The sequence below is a fragment of the Streptomyces sp. NPDC013157 genome, from assembly GCF_042899865.1.
Taxonomy (GTDB): Bacteria; Actinomycetota; Actinomycetes; order Streptomycetales; family Streptomycetaceae; genus Streptomyces.
Genome location: NZ_JBIBAK010000023.1, coordinates 79885 through 97526, shown reverse-complemented (window position 1 = coordinate 97526; position 17642 = coordinate 79885). Strand labels below are relative to the sequence as shown.

Annotated in this window: 14 protein-coding genes; 9 read left to right on the top strand and 5 right to left on the bottom strand. The window is 71.5% G+C overall.

The features are described 5' to 3' along the window. Positions 1-21: 21 nt before the first annotated feature. The 3 genes from ACFY6U_RS46185 to ACFY6U_RS46175 form a co-directional block, all read right to left on the bottom strand. Positions 22-1266 carry an MFS transporter gene (locus ACFY6U_RS46185; RefSeq protein WP_390048262.1) on the bottom strand — a complete coding sequence of 415 codons (1245 nt, stop codon included), beginning with the start codon at positions 1264-1266 and terminating at the stop codon, positions 22-24. A gap of 486 nt (positions 1267-1752) precedes the next feature. After that, positions 1753-2709, bottom strand: coding sequence for a methylmalonyl Co-A mutase-associated GTPase MeaB (gene meaB, locus ACFY6U_RS46180; protein ID WP_351494359.1), 957 nt, complete (start codon positions 2707-2709; stop codon positions 1753-1755). Between the two features lie 48 nt (positions 2710-2757). Further along, on the bottom strand, positions 2758-3963 hold the full coding sequence (locus ACFY6U_RS46175; protein WP_390048260.1) for an acetyl-CoA C-acetyltransferase: 1206 nt from the start codon (positions 3961-3963) through the stop codon (positions 2758-2760). Between the two features lie 148 nt (positions 3964-4111). Between ACFY6U_RS46175 and mce the strand changes: the two genes are divergently transcribed. The 7 genes from mce (at position 4112) to ACFY6U_RS46140 (ending at position 13965) form a co-directional block, all read left to right on the top strand. Beyond that, positions 4112-4552, top strand: a complete 441-nt coding sequence (gene mce / locus ACFY6U_RS46170) for a methylmalonyl-CoA epimerase (protein ID WP_123974084.1) — start codon at positions 4112-4114, stop codon at positions 4550-4552. Positions 4553-4774: 222 nt separating this feature from the next. Then, complete coding sequence (scy, locus tag ACFY6U_RS46165) at positions 4775-8623, top strand: polarized growth protein Scy (protein ID WP_390048258.1); 3849 nt, start codon at positions 4775-4777, stop codon at positions 8621-8623. Positions 8624-8818: 195 nt separating this feature from the next. Continuing rightward, positions 8819-9754: a cellulose-binding protein gene (locus ACFY6U_RS46160; protein ID WP_390048256.1), complete on the top strand. Its 936-nt coding sequence runs from the start codon at positions 8819-8821 to the stop codon at positions 9752-9754. Positions 9755-10025: 271 nt separating this feature from the next. Then, on the top strand, positions 10026-10979 hold the full coding sequence (locus tag ACFY6U_RS46155; protein ID WP_390048254.1) for an ABC transporter ATP-binding protein: 954 nt from the start codon (positions 10026-10028) through the stop codon (positions 10977-10979). Between the two features lies 1 nt (position 10980). Continuing rightward, entirely contained in the window at positions 10981-11757 is a 777-nt protein-coding gene (locus tag ACFY6U_RS46150; RefSeq protein WP_390048252.1) for an ABC transporter permease, read from the top strand. Between the two features lie 133 nt (positions 11758-11890). Next, the gene (locus tag ACFY6U_RS46145) at positions 11891-13087 is read left to right on the top strand and encodes an ABC transporter ATP-binding protein (RefSeq protein ID WP_390048250.1); all 1197 of its coding nucleotides are present in this window, start codon (positions 11891-11893) and stop codon (positions 13085-13087) included. Further along, a complete protein-coding gene (locus ACFY6U_RS46140; protein WP_390048248.1) occupies positions 13084-13965 on the top strand; it encodes an ABC transporter permease subunit in 882 nt (293 codons plus the stop codon). Before ACFY6U_RS46145 ends, ACFY6U_RS46140 begins: the two co-directional genes overlap by 4 nt. A 7-nt stretch (positions 13966-13972) precedes the next feature. On the opposite strand, the gene ACFY6U_RS46135 is transcribed toward ACFY6U_RS46140, so the two are convergent. After that, a complete protein-coding gene (locus ACFY6U_RS46135; RefSeq protein WP_390048246.1) occupies positions 13973-14314 on the bottom strand; it encodes an ATP/GTP-binding protein in 342 nt (113 codons plus the stop codon). 223 nt (positions 14315-14537) lie between these two features. Between ACFY6U_RS46135 and ACFY6U_RS46130 the strand changes: the two genes are divergently transcribed. Next, entirely contained in the window at positions 14538-15566 is a 1029-nt protein-coding gene (locus tag ACFY6U_RS46130) for an LLM class flavin-dependent oxidoreductase (RefSeq protein WP_390048244.1), read from the top strand. Positions 15567-15669: 103 nt separating this feature from the next. On the opposite strand, the gene ACFY6U_RS46125 is transcribed toward ACFY6U_RS46130, so the two are convergent. Continuing rightward, entirely contained in the window at positions 15670-16062 is a 393-nt protein-coding gene (locus ACFY6U_RS46125) for an SCO5389 family protein (RefSeq protein ID WP_089098747.1), read from the bottom strand. A 667-nt stretch (positions 16063-16729) separates the two neighbouring features. On the opposite strand from ACFY6U_RS46125, the gene nucS reads away from it, so the two are divergent. Then, a complete protein-coding gene (gene nucS, locus ACFY6U_RS46120; RefSeq protein WP_390048242.1) occupies positions 16730-17401 on the top strand; it encodes an endonuclease NucS in 672 nt (223 codons plus the stop codon). Positions 17402-17642: the final 241 nt, after the last annotated feature.

Below are 17642 nucleotides of genomic sequence, written 5' to 3'. Positions count from 1 at the left end.
CTGCATCACGGGAGCGCCCCGTCAGAGGCCCTGGGGGGAACTGCGCGACCAGCCCCCACCCGCCCGCGGCCCGACGACGGCCCGCACGCCCACGGCGGACACGACCGCGACACCTCCCGCCAGAGCAAAGCAGACCGCCACCGGCAGCCCTCCGACCAACAGCCCTGCCACGACCGAACCTCCCGAGCTGCCCGCGTTGACGGCCGCGTTCACCCACGCCCCGGCCCGCGTCCGCTCCCCCTCCGCCGCCGTCTCGTCGGCCAGCAGATAAGCCGTCGTCAGCGTCGGTGCCACGAACAGCCCCGTCACCGCCATGGCCGCCGCCAGCGTCCAGACGCCTGGTGCCAGACCCGCCGCGGCCAGGACCGCGCCCAGCCCCACCGCCAGCCACGCCAGCCGCTCCCCGGCCGGACGGCGCCAGTCCACCGCACCGTTCAGCAGGCCGCCCACCGCACTGCCCGCCGAGAGCGCGGCCAGTACCCAGGGGACCGCCGCCTCACCGGAGGACCGTCGCACGGCGAACGCCATCACCAGCAGGTCGGCCGCGCTCAGTGCAAGGCCGAGGCCCACGGCCGCGATCACCGGGGCCGCCGGGAAACGGCCGGGCCGCCGGCCCGGCTCCCGCTTCGGCGACACCACACCCCGCACCGCGGGCGATGCCACGAACACCCAGGTGCCGCCGAGCATCAGCACCGCACTCAGCAGCACCCCCGTCGGCGGCGGCCCGAACCGGAGCAGCAGACCCACCAGCACAGGACCTGACACGAACAGCAGTTCCTCGGCGACCCCGTCCAGGCTGTACGCCCGCCGCAGCAGCGCCGGGTCGTCGGCCATGCGGCCCCACACCGCCCGCATGGTCGGGCCCAGGGGCGGGGCGCAGCAGCCCGTGAGCGCGGCGGCCGCGGCGAGCGCCGCCGCAGGAGTGCCGGGACGCCAGGCCAGGGCGGCCAGGGCGCAGAGCAGGACGCTGTAGACCGCCGCCATGGGCGGCAGGGCACGCCGCGGACCGAAGCGGTCCACCAAGGCCGCCCGGACCGGCAGCAGGACGACCGTGGCGCCGCCGAACAGGGCCATCACCACCCCGGACACGGCGTACGAGCCGGTCGCCCGGGTGACCGACAGCAGGACGGACAGCGAGACCGTGCCGTAGGAGAGACGGGCCGCCAGGGCGGCGAAGAAGGTGCGGCGGGCGTGCGGAAGGCGCAGGACGGCGGCGTACGACGGCCGCCGGGCAGACGAAGGGCGCGACGAAGTCAACGCGGACATGAGTGAGTTCCTCTGTCAGAGGCGGAAGAGGGGACACCTGTGCGCGCCACGGCACGGCGTACTCACGTGCCAGCGGCGGCGCCGGGTGCGCTCTACGCCAAGGAGAGGAACATGCGGTCAAAGTAGCAGCACCGGTCGCCGTATGTGGACGGTGGACGCTTACCGGCGCCTCCAGGGCACCGCCCGCGCCCACCCGTGCCGCCCCAGCGGCACGACTGCCCACGGCCGGGAAGGGGCGGTGGGCGAAGCGCCCCTTCAGGGGCGCTGGGGGTACCCCCGGCCGAAGGCTGGGGGAGGAACTGCGCGACCAGCCCCCGCCGGCCCGCAGCCAAGCGAGGCCGCCGAAATCCAGAGCGGTACGGCAGCGCCCCTTTGGGGCGCTGGGGGCACCCCCGGCCGAAGGCTGGGGGAGGAACTGCGCGACCAGCCCCCGCCGGCCCGCAGCGGGAGGACAGCCCGCACCGCGCGACGTCGGCCCGACCCGCGTCAGCCCTCCGTCAGGCCCGCCACCAGCTCGTCCGCCGCCCGGTAGGGATCGAGCTCACCGGCCACGATGCGGTCCGCGAGGGCGTCGATGTGGCGGTCGCCGTGGAGGTCGCCGATGCGTGCGCGCAGGGCCGTCACCGCGATCGTCTCGACCTCGCGGGCGGCGCGGGCCACGCGGCGTTCCGCCAGGACGCCCCGCTCCTCCATCCAGGCGCGGTGTTTCTCCAGGGCTTCCACCAGTTCGTCGATGCCCTCCGCCCGCGCGGCGACCGTCTTGACGATCGGGGGCCGCCAGTCGCCCGGGCCGCGGGACTCGCCGAGGCCCAGCATGTGGTTCAGTTCGCGGGCCGTGGCGTCCGCGCCGTCCCGGTCCGCCTTGTTGACGACGTACACGTCGCCGATCTCCAGGATCCCGGCCTTGGCGGCCTGGATGCCGTCGCCCATGCCGGGGGCCAGCAGCACCACGCTGGTGTCCGCCTGGGAAGCGATCTCGACCTCCGACTGGCCGACGCCGACCGTCTCCACCAGGATCACCTCGCAGCCCGCCGCGTCCAGGACGCGGATGGCCTGGGGTGCCGCCCAGGCGAGGCCGCCCAGGTGACCCCGCGTCGCCATCGAGCGGATGTAGACGCCGGGGTCGGACGCGTGGTCGGACATGCGGACGCGGTCGCCGAGCAGGGCGCCCCCGGAGAAGGGGGACGACGGGTCGACGGCCAGCACGCCGACCCGTTTGCCCTGTTTGCGATAGGCGGTCACGAGTGCCGACGTCGATGTCGACTTGCCGACTCCCGGAGAGCCGGTCAGACCCACGACGTAGGCATTGCCCGTCAGCGGCGCGAGTGCCGCCATGACCTCCCTGAGCTGCGGGGACGCCCCCTCCACCAGGGAGATCAGGCGGGCCACCGCACGCGGTCGGCCCTCCCTGGCCTGGGCCACCAGTGAGGAGACGTCCTGCATCACAGCTCCGTTCGCTCCGTTCGCTTACGTTCGCTCAGCGAAACGTACTCAGGCCTTCGGTACCCGCACGATCAGCGCGTCACCCTGGCCTCCGCCACCGCACAGCGCGGCCGCGCCGACCCCGCCGCCCCGGCGCTTGAGCTCCAGGGCCAGGTGCAGGACGAGCCGGGCGCCGGACATGCCGATGGGGTGGCCGAGGGCGATGGCCCCGCCGTTCACGTTCACCTTTTCGGTGGACACCCCGAGGTCCTTCATTGACTGGATGGCGACGGCCGCGAAGGCCTCGTTGATCTCGATGAGGTCCAGGTCCCCGACCTCCAGGCCCTCCTTCCCGAGGGCGTGGTTGATGGCGTTCGACGGCTGGGACTGGAGGGAGTTGTCCGGTCCGGCCACGTTGCCGTGGGCGCCGATCTCGGCGAGCCACTCCAGGCCCAGCTCCTCGGCCTTGGCCTTGCTCATCACGACCACGGCCGCCGCGCCGTCGGAGATCTGCGAGGCGCTGCCGGCGGTGATCGTGCCGTCCTTCGTGAACGCCGGGCGGAGCCTGCCCAGCGACTCCGCCGTGGTGTCGCTCCGGATGCCCTCGTCCTTGCTGAAGACGACCGGCTCACCCTTGCGCTGCGGGATCTCGACCGGGGTGATCTCGGCCTCGAAGAGACCGTTCTTCTGGGCGGCGGCGGCCCGCTGGTGGGACAGGGCGGCGATCTCGTCCTGCTCCTGGCGGCCGAGGCCGAGGCGGGTGTTGTGCTTCTCGGTCGACTCGCCCATCGGGATGTTCTCCCAGGGGTCGGTCAGGCCGTCGTACGCCATCGTGTCGAGCATCTCGATGGCGCCGTACTTGAAGCCCTCGCGGGACTTCGGGAGCGCGTGCGGGGCGTTGGTCATGGACTCCTGGCCGCCCGCGACCACGATGTCGAACTCGCCGGCGCGGATCAGCTGGTCGGCGAGCGCGATGGCGTCGAGGCCGGAGAGGCAGACCTTGTTGATCGCGAGCGCAGGGACGCTCATCGGGATGCCGGCCTTCACGGCGGCCTGGCGGGCCGCGATCTGCCCGGCGCCGGCCTGGAGCACCTGCCCCATGATCACGTACTGCACCTGGTCGCCACCGATCCCCGCACGGTCGAGGGCGGCCTTGATCGCGAAGCCGCCGAGGTCGGCTCCGGAGAAGGACTTGAGCGAGCCCAGCAGTCGCCCCATGGGCGTGCGCGCACCCGCGACGATCACTGAGGTGGTTCCAGCGGTTCCAGAAGACATGAGCTGCGATCCCCTTACCGGCTGCACTGCCGAGGAGTGAACGAGGGTTTACTTCGAATGTATTGCGTGGCACTCCGTGCCGTCATCGGGCCGTCAGTGTGATCGCTGGCACGTTGCGTAACCACCGCCGTGGCGCTGCACTGAATCCATGCTGACGCGAATCGACCACATCGGGATCGCCTGCCACGACCTCGACGCGACCGTCGAGTTCTACCGGGCCACGTACGGCTTCGAGGTGTTCCACACCGAGGTCAACGAGGAACAGGGCGTGCGCGAGGCCATGCTCAAGATCAACGAGACGTCCGACGGCGGCGCCTCCTACCTGCAGCTTCTCGAACCGACCCGGGAGGACTCGGCGGTCGGCAAGTGGCTCGCGAAGAACGGCGAGGGGGTCCACCACATCGCCTTCGGTACGGCGGATGTGGACGGGGACGCGGCCGACATCCGGTCCAAGGGCGTACGCGTTCTGTACGACGAGCCACGGATCGGCTCCATGGGGTCGCGGATCACCTTCCTGCACCCGAAGGACTGCCACGGCGTACTGACAGAACTGGTCACTTCGGCGGCTGTTGAGTCACCTGAGCACTGACCCTCGTACATATGGGCCGGTAGGGTTGGGGGCGGTCGTCCCTCCGCACGTTCGCAGGGCCGGGGCGGCCGCATGCCGGGGTCCGGGTTTCGGGGGACGAGCGTCGGGGCAGCAGCCCGTGCTCCGCCGTTGATCTGACACCATTCCCCGGGGGCCCCGTTCGGCGGATGGACGGAGCTCGTTCGGAGAAGGTTGCGACCAGGGGACGGATGGGACCGCGCAGTGCGGGGCTACGAGAGCCAGGAGCGAGAGCCGGCGGCTGACGTCGACCACCTCTCTCGGTTCGAGGCCGAGATGAAACGGCTGAAGACCGAGCGGGAAAAGGCGATCCAGCATGCCGAGGACCTCGGCTACCAGGTCGAGGTGCTGCGCGCCAAGCTGCACGAGGCGCGGCGCACCATCATGTCCCGGCCCGCGTTCGACGGCGGTGACATCGGCTACCACGCCGAGCAGCTGCTGCGGAACGCCCAGGTGCAGGCCGACCAGATCCGCCAGGAGGCGGAACGGGTGGCCGCGGAGGCCAGGGCGCAGACCCAGCGCATCCTCCAGGAGCACGCCGAGCAGGCCGCGCGGCTCCAGGCCGAGCTGCACCAGGAGGCGGTGACCCGCCGCCAGCAGCTGGACCAGGAGCTGGCCGAGCGCCGGCAGACCGTCGAGTCGCACGTCAACGAGAACGTGTCGTGGGCCGAGCAGCTGCGCGCCCGCACCGAGTCGCAGGCCCGGCGGCTGCTCGACGAGTCGCGGGCCGAGGCCGAGCAGGCCATGGCCGCCGCCCGGGCCGAGGCCCAGCGGCTGACCGACGAGGCCCGGCAGCGGCTGACCAGCGACGCCGAGGCGGCGCGTACCGAGGCCGAGCAGATCCTGCTGCGTGCCCGCCGGGACGCCGAGCGGCTGCTGAACGCCGCGTCCACGCAGGCCCAGGAGGCCACCGACCATGCGGAGCAGCTCCGCAGCTCCACCGCGACGGAGTCGGACACCGCCCGCCGGCAGGCGGGTGAGCTGAGCCGGGCCGCCGAGCAGCGGATGGCGGAGGCCGAGGAGGCGCTGCGCAAGGCGCAGTCCGAGGCCGAGAAGCTGGTCAGCGAGGCCGAGGCGAACGCCACGAAGGCGCTCTCCAGTGCCGAGGCCACCAACGAGCAGCGCACCCGCACCGCCAAGGAGCAGGTCGCCCGGCTGGTCAGCGAGGCCACCAAGGAGGCCGAGGCCACCAAGGCGAGCGCCGAGCAGGTCGTCGCCGACGCCCGCGCCGAGGCCGAGAAGATCATCGCGGAGGCCTCCGAGAAGGCCCGCAGCCTCACCGCCGAGGAGAGCGCCTCCCAGCTGGCGAAGGCCGCCAAGACCGCCGAGGACGTCCTGAACAAGGCGTCCGAGGAGGCCAAGCAGACCACGAAGGCCGCCGCCGAGGAGGCCGAGCGGATCCGCACCGAGGCGGAGACCGAGGCGGACCGGCTGCGCGCCGAGGCGCACGACATCGCCGAACAGCTCAAGGGCACGGCGAAGGACGACACCAAGGAGTACCGCGCCAAGACCGTCGAGCTGCAGGAGGAGGCCCGCCGCCTGCGCGGCGAGGCCGAGCAGCTGCGGTCCGACGCGGTCGCCGAGGGCGAGTCGATCCGCGCCGAGGCCCGGCGCGAGGCCGTGCAGCAGATCGAGGAGGCGGCCAAGTCCGCCGAGGAACTGCTCGCCAAGGCCAAGGCGGACGCCGACGAACTGCGGCAGACCGCGACCACGGACAGCGAGAAGGTCCGCACCGAGGCCATCGAGCGCGCCACCACGCTGCGCCGGCAGGCCGAGGAGACCCTGGAGCGCACCCGCCAGGAGGCCGAACGGCTCCGCGCGGAGGCCCAGGAGCAGTCCGAGGCGATGCAGGCGGACGCCGAGCGGGCCGCGCGCGAGCTGCGCGAGGAGACCGAGCGGGGCGTCGAGGCCCGGCGCGCGGAGGCGGCCGCCGAGCTGACCCGCCTGCACACCGAGGCCGAGGACCGGCTCACGGGCGCCGACCAGGCGCTGACCGAGGCGCGCGAGGAGGCCGGCCGGATCCGCCGGGAGGCCGCCGAGGAGACCGACCGGCTGCGCGGCGAGGCCGCCGAGCGGATCCGTGCGCTCCAGCAGCAGGCCGAGACCGAGGCGGAGCGGCTGCGCGACGAGGCCGCCGCCGACGCGTCGGCGTCTCGTGCGGAGGGCGAGACCGTCGCGGTACGGCTGCGGTCCGAGGCGGCCGCCGAGGCGGAGCGGCTCAAGCAGGAGGCCCAGGACACCGCCGACCGGGTCCGTGCCGAGGCGCAGGCGGCCGCCGAGCGGCTGTCCACCGAGGCGTCCGAGACGCTGGCCGCCGCCCAGGAGGAGGCCGCTCGACGGCGTCGCGAGGCCGAAGAACTCCTCGGTTCCGCGCGTCAGGAGGCCGACCAGGAGCGCGAGCGGGCCCGCGAGCAGAGCGAGGACCTGCTGGCCCAGGCGCGCAACCGGGTCGAGGAGGCGCAGGCCGAGGCCGTACGGCTGGTCGAGGAGGCGGACCGCCGGGCCACCGAGATGGTGTCGGCCGCCGAACTCCACGCCCAGCAGGTACGGGACTCGGTCTCCGGGCTGCACGAGCAGGCGCAGGAGGAGATCACCGGGCTGCGCTCGGCCGCCGAGCACGCCGCGGACCGCACCCGGCGGGAGGCCGAGGAGGAGTCCGACCGGGTCCGCGCCGACGCCTACGCCGAGCGGGAGCGGGCCAGCGAGGACGCGACCCGGATCCGGCGCGAGGCCAACGAGGCGTCCGAGGCGGCGAAGGCGCTCGCCGAGCGGACCGTCGCCGAAGCGATGACCGAGTCGGAGCGGGTGCGGGCCGAGGCGTCGGCGCACGCCCAGCGGGTGCGCACCGAGGCTTCCGACACCATCGCCCAGGCGGACCAGGACGCCACGCGCACGCGTGCCGAGGCGCGCGAGGACGCCAACCGGATGCGTTCGGACGCGGCGACCCAGGCCGACACCCTCATCACCGAGGCGCGCAACGAGGCCGAGCGGCTCCAGAGCGAGACCATCACCGAGGCCGACCGGGTCCGCGCCGACGCCATCGCCAAGGCGGAGAAGCTGATCTCGGACGCCACCGGCGACGCGGAGCGGCTGCGGGCCGACGCCGCCGAGACGGTCGGCTCCGCCCAGCTGCACGCCGACCGGACCCGTGCCGACGCCGAGCGGCTCAAGGCGGACGCGGAGGCCGAGGCCGAGCGCATGCTGAACGCGGCCCGCGAGGAGGCCGACCGCACCCTCGACGAGGCCCGCAAGGACGCCAACAGGCGCCGTCAGGACGTGGCCGAGCAGGTCGACACGCTCATCAACGAGACGACCGCCGAGGCCGACAAGCTGCTCACCGAGGCGCAGCAGCAGGCGATGAAGACCACCGCGGACGCCGAGTCGCAGGCCGACACCATGGTGGGCGCGGCCCGCAAGGAGGCCGACCGGCTGGTGTCCGAGGCCACGGTCGAGGGCAACACGCGGGTGGAGAAGGCCCGTACCGACGCGGACGAGCTGCTCGTCGGCGCCCGCCGGGACGCCACCGCCATAAGGGAGCGGGCAGAGGAGCTGCGCGAGCGCATCACCGCCGAGATCGAGGAGCTGCACGAGCGGGCCCGCCGCGAGGCCGCCGAGACCATGAAGTCCACCGGCGACCGCTGCGACGCGCTCATCAAGGCCGCCGAGGAGCAGCTCGCCAAGGCCCAGGCCAAGGCCAAGGACCTGGTCTCGGAGGCCAACTCGGAGGCGGGCAAGGTCCGGATCGCCGCCGTCAAGAAGGCCGAGGGGCTGCTCAAGGAGGCCGAGCAGAAGAAGGCCACGCTGGTCCGGGAGGCCGAGGAGCTCAAGGCCGAGGCGATCCGCGAGGCCCGCCGCACGGTCGAGGAGGGAAAGCGCGAACTGGAGATCCTGGAGCGCCGGCGGGAGAACATCAACGGCGAGATCTCCCGTGTCCAGGACGTCCTGGAGGCGTTGGAATCCTTCGAGGCTCCGTCGGCCGGCAAGGACGGCGGGGTCAAGGCGGGCAGTACGGTGGGCGCGCCACGATCGGGTGGCAAGTCGTCAGAGGGCTAGAGACCGGGGCCGGTTCTGTAGTGTTCTGGGGCTTTTGATTAAATTTGCGGCAGAGGCTTTGGCAAGCGATCTCACAGCTAGCCACTCAAAAGGGGTGTCATTCTCCAGATCAAACACGTATCCGCTCGATGACACACCGCTTCGGCCCCTAGGATTCCCCCTATCACCTCACCGGTCTCTTTCGACAGGAACCCCATGAGCGACACTTCCCCCTACGGCTTCGAGCTAGTGCGGCGTGGGTACGACCGCGCTCAGGTGGACGAACGGATCTCCAAGCTCGTCTCCGACCGTGACAGCGCTCTCGCCCGCATCACCGCTCTGGAAAAGCGCATCGAGGAGCTCCACCTCGAGACGCAGAACGCCCAGGCTCAGGTAACCGACGCGGAGCCGTCGTACGCCGGCCTCGGCGCGCGTGTCGAGAAGATCCTCCGCCTCGCCGAGGAGGAGGCGAAGGACCTGCGCGAGGAGGCCCGGCGCGCGGCCGAGCAGCACCGCGAGCTCGCCGAGTCGGCGGCCCAGCAGGTGCGCAACGACGCAGAATCGTTCGCTGCGGAGCGCAAGGCCAAGGCCGAGGACGAGGGCGTCCGGATCGTCGAGAAGGCCAAGAGTGACGCCTCGCAGCTGCGCGCCGAGGCCCAGAAGGACGCGCAGTCCAAGCGCGAGGAGGCGGACGCCCTCTTCGAGGAGACCCGTGCGAAGGCCGCGCAGGCCGCCGCCGACTTCGAGACGAACCTCGCCAAGCGCCGCGAGCAGTCCGAGCGTGACCTCGCTTCGCGTCAGCAGAAGGCGGAGAAGCGCCTCGCGGAGATCGAGCACCGCGCGGAGCAGCTGCGCCTGGAGGCCGAGAAGCTGCGCACCGACGCCGAGCGCCGCGCCCGCCAGACGGTCGAGACGGCGCAGCGCCAGGCCGAGGACATCGTTGCGGACGCGAACGCCAAGGCCGACCGGATCCGCTCGGAATCCGAGCGCGAGCTCGCCGCGCTGACCAACCGCCGCGACAGCATCAACGCCCAGCTGACCAACGTCCGCGAGATGCTGGCGACGCTGACGGGTGCGGCGGTGGCCGCCGCCAGCTCGCCGACCGAGGACGAGCCGATCTCCCGTGGGGTTCCGGCGCAGCAGTCCCGGTAAGCGCTAGCGACGTCATAGGCCCGCATTCCCTTCGGGGGGTGCGGGCCTCTGTCGTGAGGTGCGGTGAGTTGTTTCCGGGGTGGCTGATCTTCGTTCCGACAGCGCGGGATGTGTGTGGTTGCTCGCGCAGTTCCCCGCGCCCCTGAAGGGGCGCCGGCCGCAAAGCCCTTCTTTTGGGGGCGCGGGGAACTGCGCGACCAGCCCCCACCGGCGTGCACCCGGCCACGGCGCTCCGGTGGCACCCCCGGTAGGCCGGTCTTAGCGTGGCCGCATGATCGAGCTGGCGGGCCTGACCAAGCGCTACGGCGACAAGACGGCGGTCGACGACCTCACGTTCACCGTCAGACCCGGCATCGTGACCGGGTTCCTCGGGCCCAACGGTGCCGGGAAGTCCACCACCATGCGGATGATCCTCGGGCTCGACCACCCCACGGCCGGCCGGGTGCGGATCGACGGCAAGCGGTACGAGCAGCTCAAGGACCCGCTGACGTACATCGGGGCGCTGCTCGACGCGAAGGCCGTGCACGGCGGGCGCAGCGCCTTCAACCACCTGCTCTGTCTCGCGCAGAGCAACGGGATCCCGCGGGCGCGGGTGGCCGAGGTCCTGGACACCGTCGGGCTGACGGCGGTGGCGCGGAAGAAGGCCAAGGGGTTCTCGCTCGGCATGGGGCAGCGGCTCGGGATCGCGGGGGCGCTGCTGGGTGATCCGCGGATCCTGATGTTCGACGAGCCGGTGAACGGGCTCGACCCGGAGGGGATCCACTGGATCCGGACCCTGATGAAATCGCTGGCCGCCCAGGGGCGGACCGTGTTCGTCTCCTCGCACCTGATGAGCGAGATGGCGCTGACCGCCGACCACCTCGTCGTCATCGGACAGGGGCGGCTGCTCGCCGACACCTCGATGGCGGACTTCATCCGGACGAACTCACGGTCGTACGTCCGGGTCCGCTCCCCGCAGCGCGAGCGGCTGCTCGACGTGCTGCACGCGGCCGGGATCACCGTCGTCGAGACCGGCACCGGCGCCCTCGAGGTGGAGGGCGGGAAGGCCGAACCGATCGGGGAGCTGGCCGCGCAGAACGGGATCGTGCTGCACGAGCTGAGCATCCAGCAGGCCTCGCTGGAGGAGGCGTTCATGCAACTGACGGCGGAGTCCGTGGAGTACCACGCGCACGCAGACTCGCCCCCGCCGCAGGCCTGGGGCACCGGCTGGGACAAGGGAGCGTGACATGGCCGTCGTCACCCAGGTCGTACGGTCCGAGTGGACCAAGATCCGGTCCGTCGCCTCGACGGTGTGGACGCTGTCGCTGGCCATGGTGGTCACCGTGGCCGTCGGGACGCTGCTCTCCGCGCTCGCGAACAGCCAGTTCTCCAACATGCCGGCCCGTGAACGGCTCTCCTTCGACCCGACGAACATCAGCTTCGCCGGGATGACCCTCGGGCAGCTGGCGATGATCGTGTTCGGAGTGCTCGTCGTCTCCAACGAGTACAGCACCGGGATGATCAGGGTCTCGCTGGCCGCCGTGCCGCAGCGGGCCACCTTCCTGTTCAGCAAGATCGCGGTGGCGGCCGGCCTGGTGCTGGTGGTCGGCATGGTGACCAGCTTCGCCGCCTTCTTCCTCGGGCAGGCCATGCTCGGCTCGCACCGGGCCCACCTCGGCGATCCCGGCGTGCTGCGCGCGGTCGTCGGCGGCGGGCTCTACATGACGCTGATCGCGATGTTCTCCATGGGCGTGGCCGCGATGCTGCGCTCGCCGATGCTGTCGCTGGGCATCCTGATGCCGTTCTTCTTCCTGATCTCCAACATCCTCGGCAACGTCGACGCCACGAAGAAGATCGGCCGGTTCCTGCCGGACCAGGCGGGCAGCCACGTCATGCAGGTGGTGCCGAGGGTCGGCGACGACGTGCCCTACGGCCCCTGGGGCGGGCTCGGGATCATGGGGCTGTGGGTGGTCGCGGCACTGGCCGGGGGGTACGTCCTGCTGAAGCGGCGCGACGCCCAGTGACGGGGCCGTGACCGGGTCTGTCGCCGGAAGTCTTTACATGCTCTTGGGCGGAACCGTCAGCGCCCCGATATCCTCCTAACCCTTACGGGGGGCGTCTGCCCCGCTGTCCTGATCCTTTCGATGGGTGCGGAGCATGATCGAGGCTGTCGGCCTGACCAAGCGCTACGGCGACAAGACCGCCGTGTACAACCTTTCCTTCCAGGTACGACCCGGAGCCGTCACCGGCTTCCTCGGGCCGAACGGCTCGGGCAAGTCGACGACCATGCGGATGATCCTGGGCCTGGACAACCCGACCGCCGGCTCGGTGACGATCGGCGGCTTCCCCTACCGAAAGCTCCCGAACGCCGCCCGTCAGGTCGGCGCGCTGCTCGACGCCAAGGCGGTGCACGGCGGCCGGTCCGCCCGCAACCACCTGCTCTCCCTGGCCCAGCTGTCCGCCATCCCGGCCCGCCGGGTCGACGAGGTGCTCGGCGTGGTGGGCCTCCAGGGCGTGGCCGGCAAGCGTTCCAAGGGCTTCTCCCTCGGCATGGGCCAGCGCCTCGGCATCGCCGCCGCGCTGCTCGGCGACCCCCAGGTGCTGCTCTTCGACGAGCCGGTCAACGGCCTCGACCCCGAGGGCATCCTCTGGGTGCGCAACCTGATGAAGTCCCTCGCCGCCGAGGGCCGTACGGTCTTCGTCTCCTCCCACCTGATGAGCGAGATGGCGCTGACCGCCGACCACCTCATCGTCATCGGCCGGGGCCAGCTGCTCGCCGACATGAGTGTGACGGACTTCATTTCGGCCAACTCCGCCGACTTCGCCCGTGTGCGCACCCCGGACACCGAGCCGCAGCTGCGCGAGAAGCTCAGCTCGGCGCTGACCGAGGCCGGCGGCCATGTCCTGCCGGAGCAGGACGGGGCGCTCAGAGTGACCGGGCTGCCGCTGCCCCGGATCAGCGACCTCGCGCACGAGGCGGACGTACGGCTGTGGGAGCTCTCCCCGCACCAGGCCTCCCTCGAGGAGGCGTACATGCGGATGACGCAGGGCGCCGTCGACTACCGGTCCTCGACCGACCAGAAGGCGGGCCTCCAGCAGCCCCTGCCGCCGGGCGCCCAGCCGCCGATGCCGGTGCCGGGACAGGGCCAGCCGGGCTGGTACGCCCCGCCGCCGCCCCAGCAGGGCGGCCAGCCCTTCGGGGGGCCGTACGGACCGCCGGGGGCGCCCGTCGCACCTCCCGCCCCGCAGGGCCCCTACGGGCCTCCGCAGGCCGCTCCCAACCCCTATGCGGCCCCTGCCCCTGCCCCCGCCCCCGCTCCCGCCGACCTGACCAAGCCCGAGGACGCCCGATGAGCACCCACCAGCCTCCGCTGCCGCAGGCCGCCCCGTCCGCGCCCGACTGGCAGGCGGCGCCCGGCGGTTCGTATCCCGGTTACGTCTCGCCGATCCCGGTGGTGCGCACCCACCTCGGCCACGCGATCGCCTCCGAGTGGACGAAGATCAGGTCGGTGCGTTCGACGATCTGGACGCTCGGCGTCTTCGTTCTCCTCGTGATCGGCATCGGCCTGCTGGCCGGCGCGGTGGTCAGCGACTCCTCCTCGACCGGCGACCTGTCGGGCGAGAGCGCGCTGTCCCTCGGCTTCTTCGGCCTGCTGCTCGGCAGCATGTGCATCATCACGCTCGGCGTGCTGACGACCGCCTCGGAGTACGGCACGGGCATGATCCGTACGACGATGGTGGCCTGCCCCTCCCGTGCGCGCGTGCTCGCGGCGAAGGCGATCGTCTTCTTCGCGGTGGCGTTCGTGATCACCCTCGCGGCCAGCGCGTTCGTGGCCATGACGCAGGTGTCGATGCTGAGCGACGTCGCCCGGACGCCGACCGGCGGGGAATGGCTGAAGGGCACCGTCGGCGTCAGCCTCTACATCGCGTTGCTCGGGCTGCTCTCGCTGATCATCGGCTCGGTCATCCGGCACTCGGCGGGAGCCATCACGATCATGATCGGCGCGGTGCTCGCCCCGCTGGTGATCGCGCTGTTCATGTTCTCCCAGTCGCTGGAGAAGGTGCGCACGGCCCTGTTCGAGTACTCGATCCCGAACCAGCTGAGCGTCTTCTACTCCAACTCCCTGAGCGATTCCGGCCCTTCGGGCTGGGACCCGCTGTGGATCATCCTGGGCGTGACGGCCGTCGCGTTCGCCGGCGCCTACGTCCTGCTGGAGAAGCGGGACGTGTGATTCCGCTCTAGAACTTCGGCGCGTTCCGGGACCGCTGCACCCGCGTGGTGCGGCGGTCCTTCGCGTTCCAGCAGGCCTTGTGCCAGTGCCGGCGCTCGTCGACGCCCGAGTACTCGGGCCACGCCACCACGTGCGGGACGCCGGAGGCGATCACCTGGTCGCAGCCCGGGCAGCGGTACGTCTTGCCGACCGCGCTGGCGCCGGCCACGTGCCGCACGCTCCACTCCTCGCCCTGCCAGCTCTCGGTGGACTGCCAGCCGCCGTAGCGGTCCGCACGGTCGTCCTCGGCGCTCCGGCCGGACGAGGCCGATTCGTTCGGGCCCTTGGGTCGGTTGCGACGCGGGGACACGGGACACCTCTCGGGGCTATACAGGAAGCACGGGCTGTGTCCAGCCTACGACGCGCGCACGGGGGTACGCGTAGGGCACGAACCCGCACAAGTCCCCCACCAGGGCGACCCATTCTCCAGACAATCCGCAAATCTCTCCGTCAGGCCGTGTCCACGGCACGTGTCAGACGGTTATGCCCGGTGGGGGAGCTCCGGGTCGGAGCCAGGAAAGCAGGAAGAAACGATGCGCGTAGGTAGTTTTGTGCTGGCCGCCCAGTTCCCGGGCCAGGGCCAAGGGGAGGCCCTGCACCGGGCGGTGCGCACGGCGGAGGTGGCCGAGGAGTCCGGTCTGGACGCGGTCTGGCTGGCCGAGCACCACTTCGTGCCGTACGGCACCTGCCCGTCGGCGGTCACGCTGGCGGCCTTACTGCTGGGCCGCACCCGGCGGCTGCGGGTCGGTACGGCGGTGAGCGTGCTGCCCACCGTCCACCCGGTCGCCCTCGGCGAACAGGCCGCGCTGTTGCACGTGACGAGCGGCGGCCGCTTCACGCTCGGCGTGGGGCGGGGCGGGCCCTGGGTGGATCTGGAGGTCTTCGGAGCGGGCCTGGAAGCGTACGAACAGGGCTTCCCCGAATCACTCGATCTGCTGATGCGCTGGCTGCGCGAACCCGCCGTGTCGGCCTCCGGTCCGCGCTTCTCGTTCCGTGAAGTCCCCGTCGTACCGCGGCCGTCGGAGGCGCTGACGGAGGAACCCGGGCCCGAGGTGGTGGTCGCCTGCACCTCCGCGGCGAGCATCCGGCTGGCCGCCGAACGGGGGCTGCCGATGCTGCTCGGGATGCACGTCGGCGACGAGGAGAAGGCCGAGATGGTCGCGTTGTGGCGGCAGCACGCGCGGGCGGCCGGGCGACCGGGCGACGAGATCGCCGCGGCGGCCCATGTCTCGGCCGGCGTCTGCCAGATCGCCGACAGCCGCACCGACGCCGCGGAGACCCTGACGAAGGCGATGCCGGGCTGGCTGAAACAGGGCCTGGAGGCGCATGTGACGGTGGACGGCCGGTTCCGCTCGATGCGGGACCCGCGCGCGTACACCGAACTGCTCTGCGGACTCCACCCGGTGGGTACCCCGCGGCTGTGCGCCGACCGGCTCGCCGCGACCTCCGAGCGGACCGGCATCTCCCGCTTCGCCCTGCTGACCGAAGGCTCCGGGGATCTGGCGGCCACGGAGGAGAACGTACGGCGGCTGGGGGCCGAGGTGCTGCCGCACCTCCGGTGACCCCACCGCCGCGGGGAGCTTGCCGCCCCAGTGACTGATGCACCTCCCGCGTGTGGAGCGGCAAGCAAGCGGCTCACTGCGTCAGCAGTGGCGGAGCACGGCGTCAGCAGTCCCGGAGTTCCGGGGACTGGTTCAACAGCTGATTGCGCACAGAGGTGAAGCGGGCCAGCGTCTCGTCGACCGAGGCGTCCAGCGGGAACACCGCCACACGGTGGCAGTTCTGGAAGGCCAGCCGCACACCGAAGTGCCGCTGCAGGGCGCCGCGTATGGCGTCACTCGCGAGCGCACGCAGCAGCTGACCGCGTGCCTGCTCGTCCGGCGGGGGCGTCTGGTTGTCGGCGAAGTCTCCGCCGTCCACCTTCAGCTGGGCCACCAGGGAGCTGATCATCTCCCATGCGTAAGGCAGGGAGGTCCGGACGCAGTCGACGAAATCCGCTTCGTCGACCTCGCCTCGCTCGGCCTGTTCGAGTAGGGCCGGTGAGACGTCGAGCGACATGGGTACTCCTCTCGCACCCCCGAACAGCAGGGGTTGGCGGACAGGTAAGGGAGTTCGCGATACCGAACACGCTGAGTACACAATCCGCGACCTCCCGTTTACTACGGTAGGCAACCTGCGGTGACCCCACCAGGAGATTGCGTATATGCGACGGTCCCTTTAGGCACACAATCGGCCAGGGTTGAACACGCGTGTGCAGGCGACTCACCCGAGTCGATCATCGGCGGCGCATCCTGGTCAAAACAGACGACAGGTCTCCCGACTCACCAAAGATCGCCAGCTTGGCGGTGCACCTTCACGGACACAGAGCGAGACGGGCATGCGCGTGTTGGCCGTCAAGCGGATCAGCCGGGATGCGGAGTCGTCGTCAGCGCTGGAGCGGCAGGGGCTCGAACTGCCGGAAGCCATCGCAGGGTCCGAGCATCGGAGGGAGGGGTTGAGGAAGGCCTCCACAGCACTCCGTGAACACGATTCCGCAATGCACTTCAAGGGCAACCGATCCCAGCGATGAGAACATCTGGTGTGCTGTCGTCCGCCACGGACCTCACTCCGGTTTTCCTTGCCCGGCCTTCTGCCGGACAGAGGCCTGGTGTTGCCCGGGAAGCGCCCCGGGGGCGTGACCGGCGGAGCGGTCCTGGGCGGTCCGCGAGCCCCGTAGGCTGGCCCCATGCGTCTCGTCATCGCCCGTTGCACCGTGGACTACGTCGGCCGTCTCTCCGCCCACCTGCCCTCAGCAAAGCGTTTGCTCATCCTGAAGAACGACGGCAGCGTCTCGATCCACGCGGACGACCGGGCCTACAAGCCCCTCAACTGGATGTCGCCGCCATGCACCCTCAAGGAGGGGACGGGTGACGAGGCCGGCGTCTGGACCGTCATCAACAAGGCGGGCGAGAAGCTCATCATCACGATGGAGGAGGTCCTGCACGACTCCTCGCACGAGCTGGGCGTCGACCCGGGGCTGATCAAGGACGGCGTGGAAGCGCACCTGCAGGAGCTGCTGGCTGACCGGATCGAGACGCTCGGCGACGGCTACACGCTCATCCGCCGTGAGTACATGACGGCGATCGGCCCGGTGGACATCCTCTGCCGCGACGCCGAGGGCCAGACCGTGGCCATCGAGATCAAACGCCGCGGCGAGATCGACGGCGTCGAACAGCTCACCCGCTACCTGGAACTCCTGAACCGCGACCCCCACCTCGCCCCCGTCCGCGGCATCTTCGCGGCCCAGGAGATCAAGCCCCAGGCGAAGGTCCTCGCCACGGACCGCGGCATCGGCTGCACGATCCTCGACTACGACGCCCTACGCGGCATCGAGGACGACAAGCTGCGCCTCTTCTGACCGGCAGGGCCGACGGCCCTGAACAAGCCCGACAAACCACACCGGTTCCGGGACCGCCGACGACCACCTCCGTCAGCTACCGCGTCGGTGCTTCCCAACCCGCTCCTCCCCCGCCCACCCCAACACCGCCGCGACGACGCAGAGCCCCTACGGCGGCGCCCGGCGCTGCCGAACCGCCCCGAGCCGGGTCCGGCACCGCCGGTCCGCACCATCGTGGCCGAGCGCCGTCGCGGCGGGTCCG

Excerpts from the sequence above, each read along its gene's own strand:
- ACFY6U_RS46185 (WP_390048262.1), bottom strand. The coding sequence starts at position 1,266 with ATGTCCGCGTTGACTTCGTCGCGCCCTTCGTCTGCCCGGCGGCCGTCG.
- meaB (WP_351494359.1), bottom strand. The coding sequence starts at position 2,709 with ATGCAGGACGTCTCCTCACTGGTGGCCCAGGCCAGGGAGGGCCGACCG.
- ACFY6U_RS46175 (WP_390048260.1), bottom strand. The coding sequence starts at position 3,963 with ATGTCTTCTGGAACCGCTGGAACCACCTCAGTGATCGTCGCGGGTGCG.
- mce (WP_123974084.1), top strand. The coding sequence starts at position 4,112 with ATGCTGACGCGAATCGACCACATCGGGATCGCCTGCCACGACCTCGAC.
- ACFY6U_RS46160 (WP_390048256.1), top strand. The coding sequence starts at position 8,819 with ATGAGCGACACTTCCCCCTACGGCTTCGAGCTAGTGCGGCGTGGGTAC.
- ACFY6U_RS46155 (WP_390048254.1), top strand. The coding sequence starts at position 10,026 with ATGATCGAGCTGGCGGGCCTGACCAAGCGCTACGGCGACAAGACGGCG.
- ACFY6U_RS46150 (WP_390048252.1), top strand. The coding sequence starts at position 10,981 with ATGGCCGTCGTCACCCAGGTCGTACGGTCCGAGTGGACCAAGATCCGG.
- ACFY6U_RS46145 (WP_390048250.1), top strand. The coding sequence starts at position 11,891 with ATGATCGAGGCTGTCGGCCTGACCAAGCGCTACGGCGACAAGACCGCC.
- ACFY6U_RS46140 (WP_390048248.1), top strand. The coding sequence starts at position 13,084 with ATGAGCACCCACCAGCCTCCGCTGCCGCAGGCCGCCCCGTCCGCGCCC.
- ACFY6U_RS46130 (WP_390048244.1), top strand. The coding sequence starts at position 14,538 with ATGCGCGTAGGTAGTTTTGTGCTGGCCGCCCAGTTCCCGGGCCAGGGC.
- ACFY6U_RS46125 (WP_089098747.1), bottom strand. The coding sequence starts at position 16,062 with ATGTCGCTCGACGTCTCACCGGCCCTACTCGAACAGGCCGAGCGAGGC.
- nucS (WP_390048242.1), top strand. The coding sequence starts at position 16,730 with ATGCGTCTCGTCATCGCCCGTTGCACCGTGGACTACGTCGGCCGTCTC.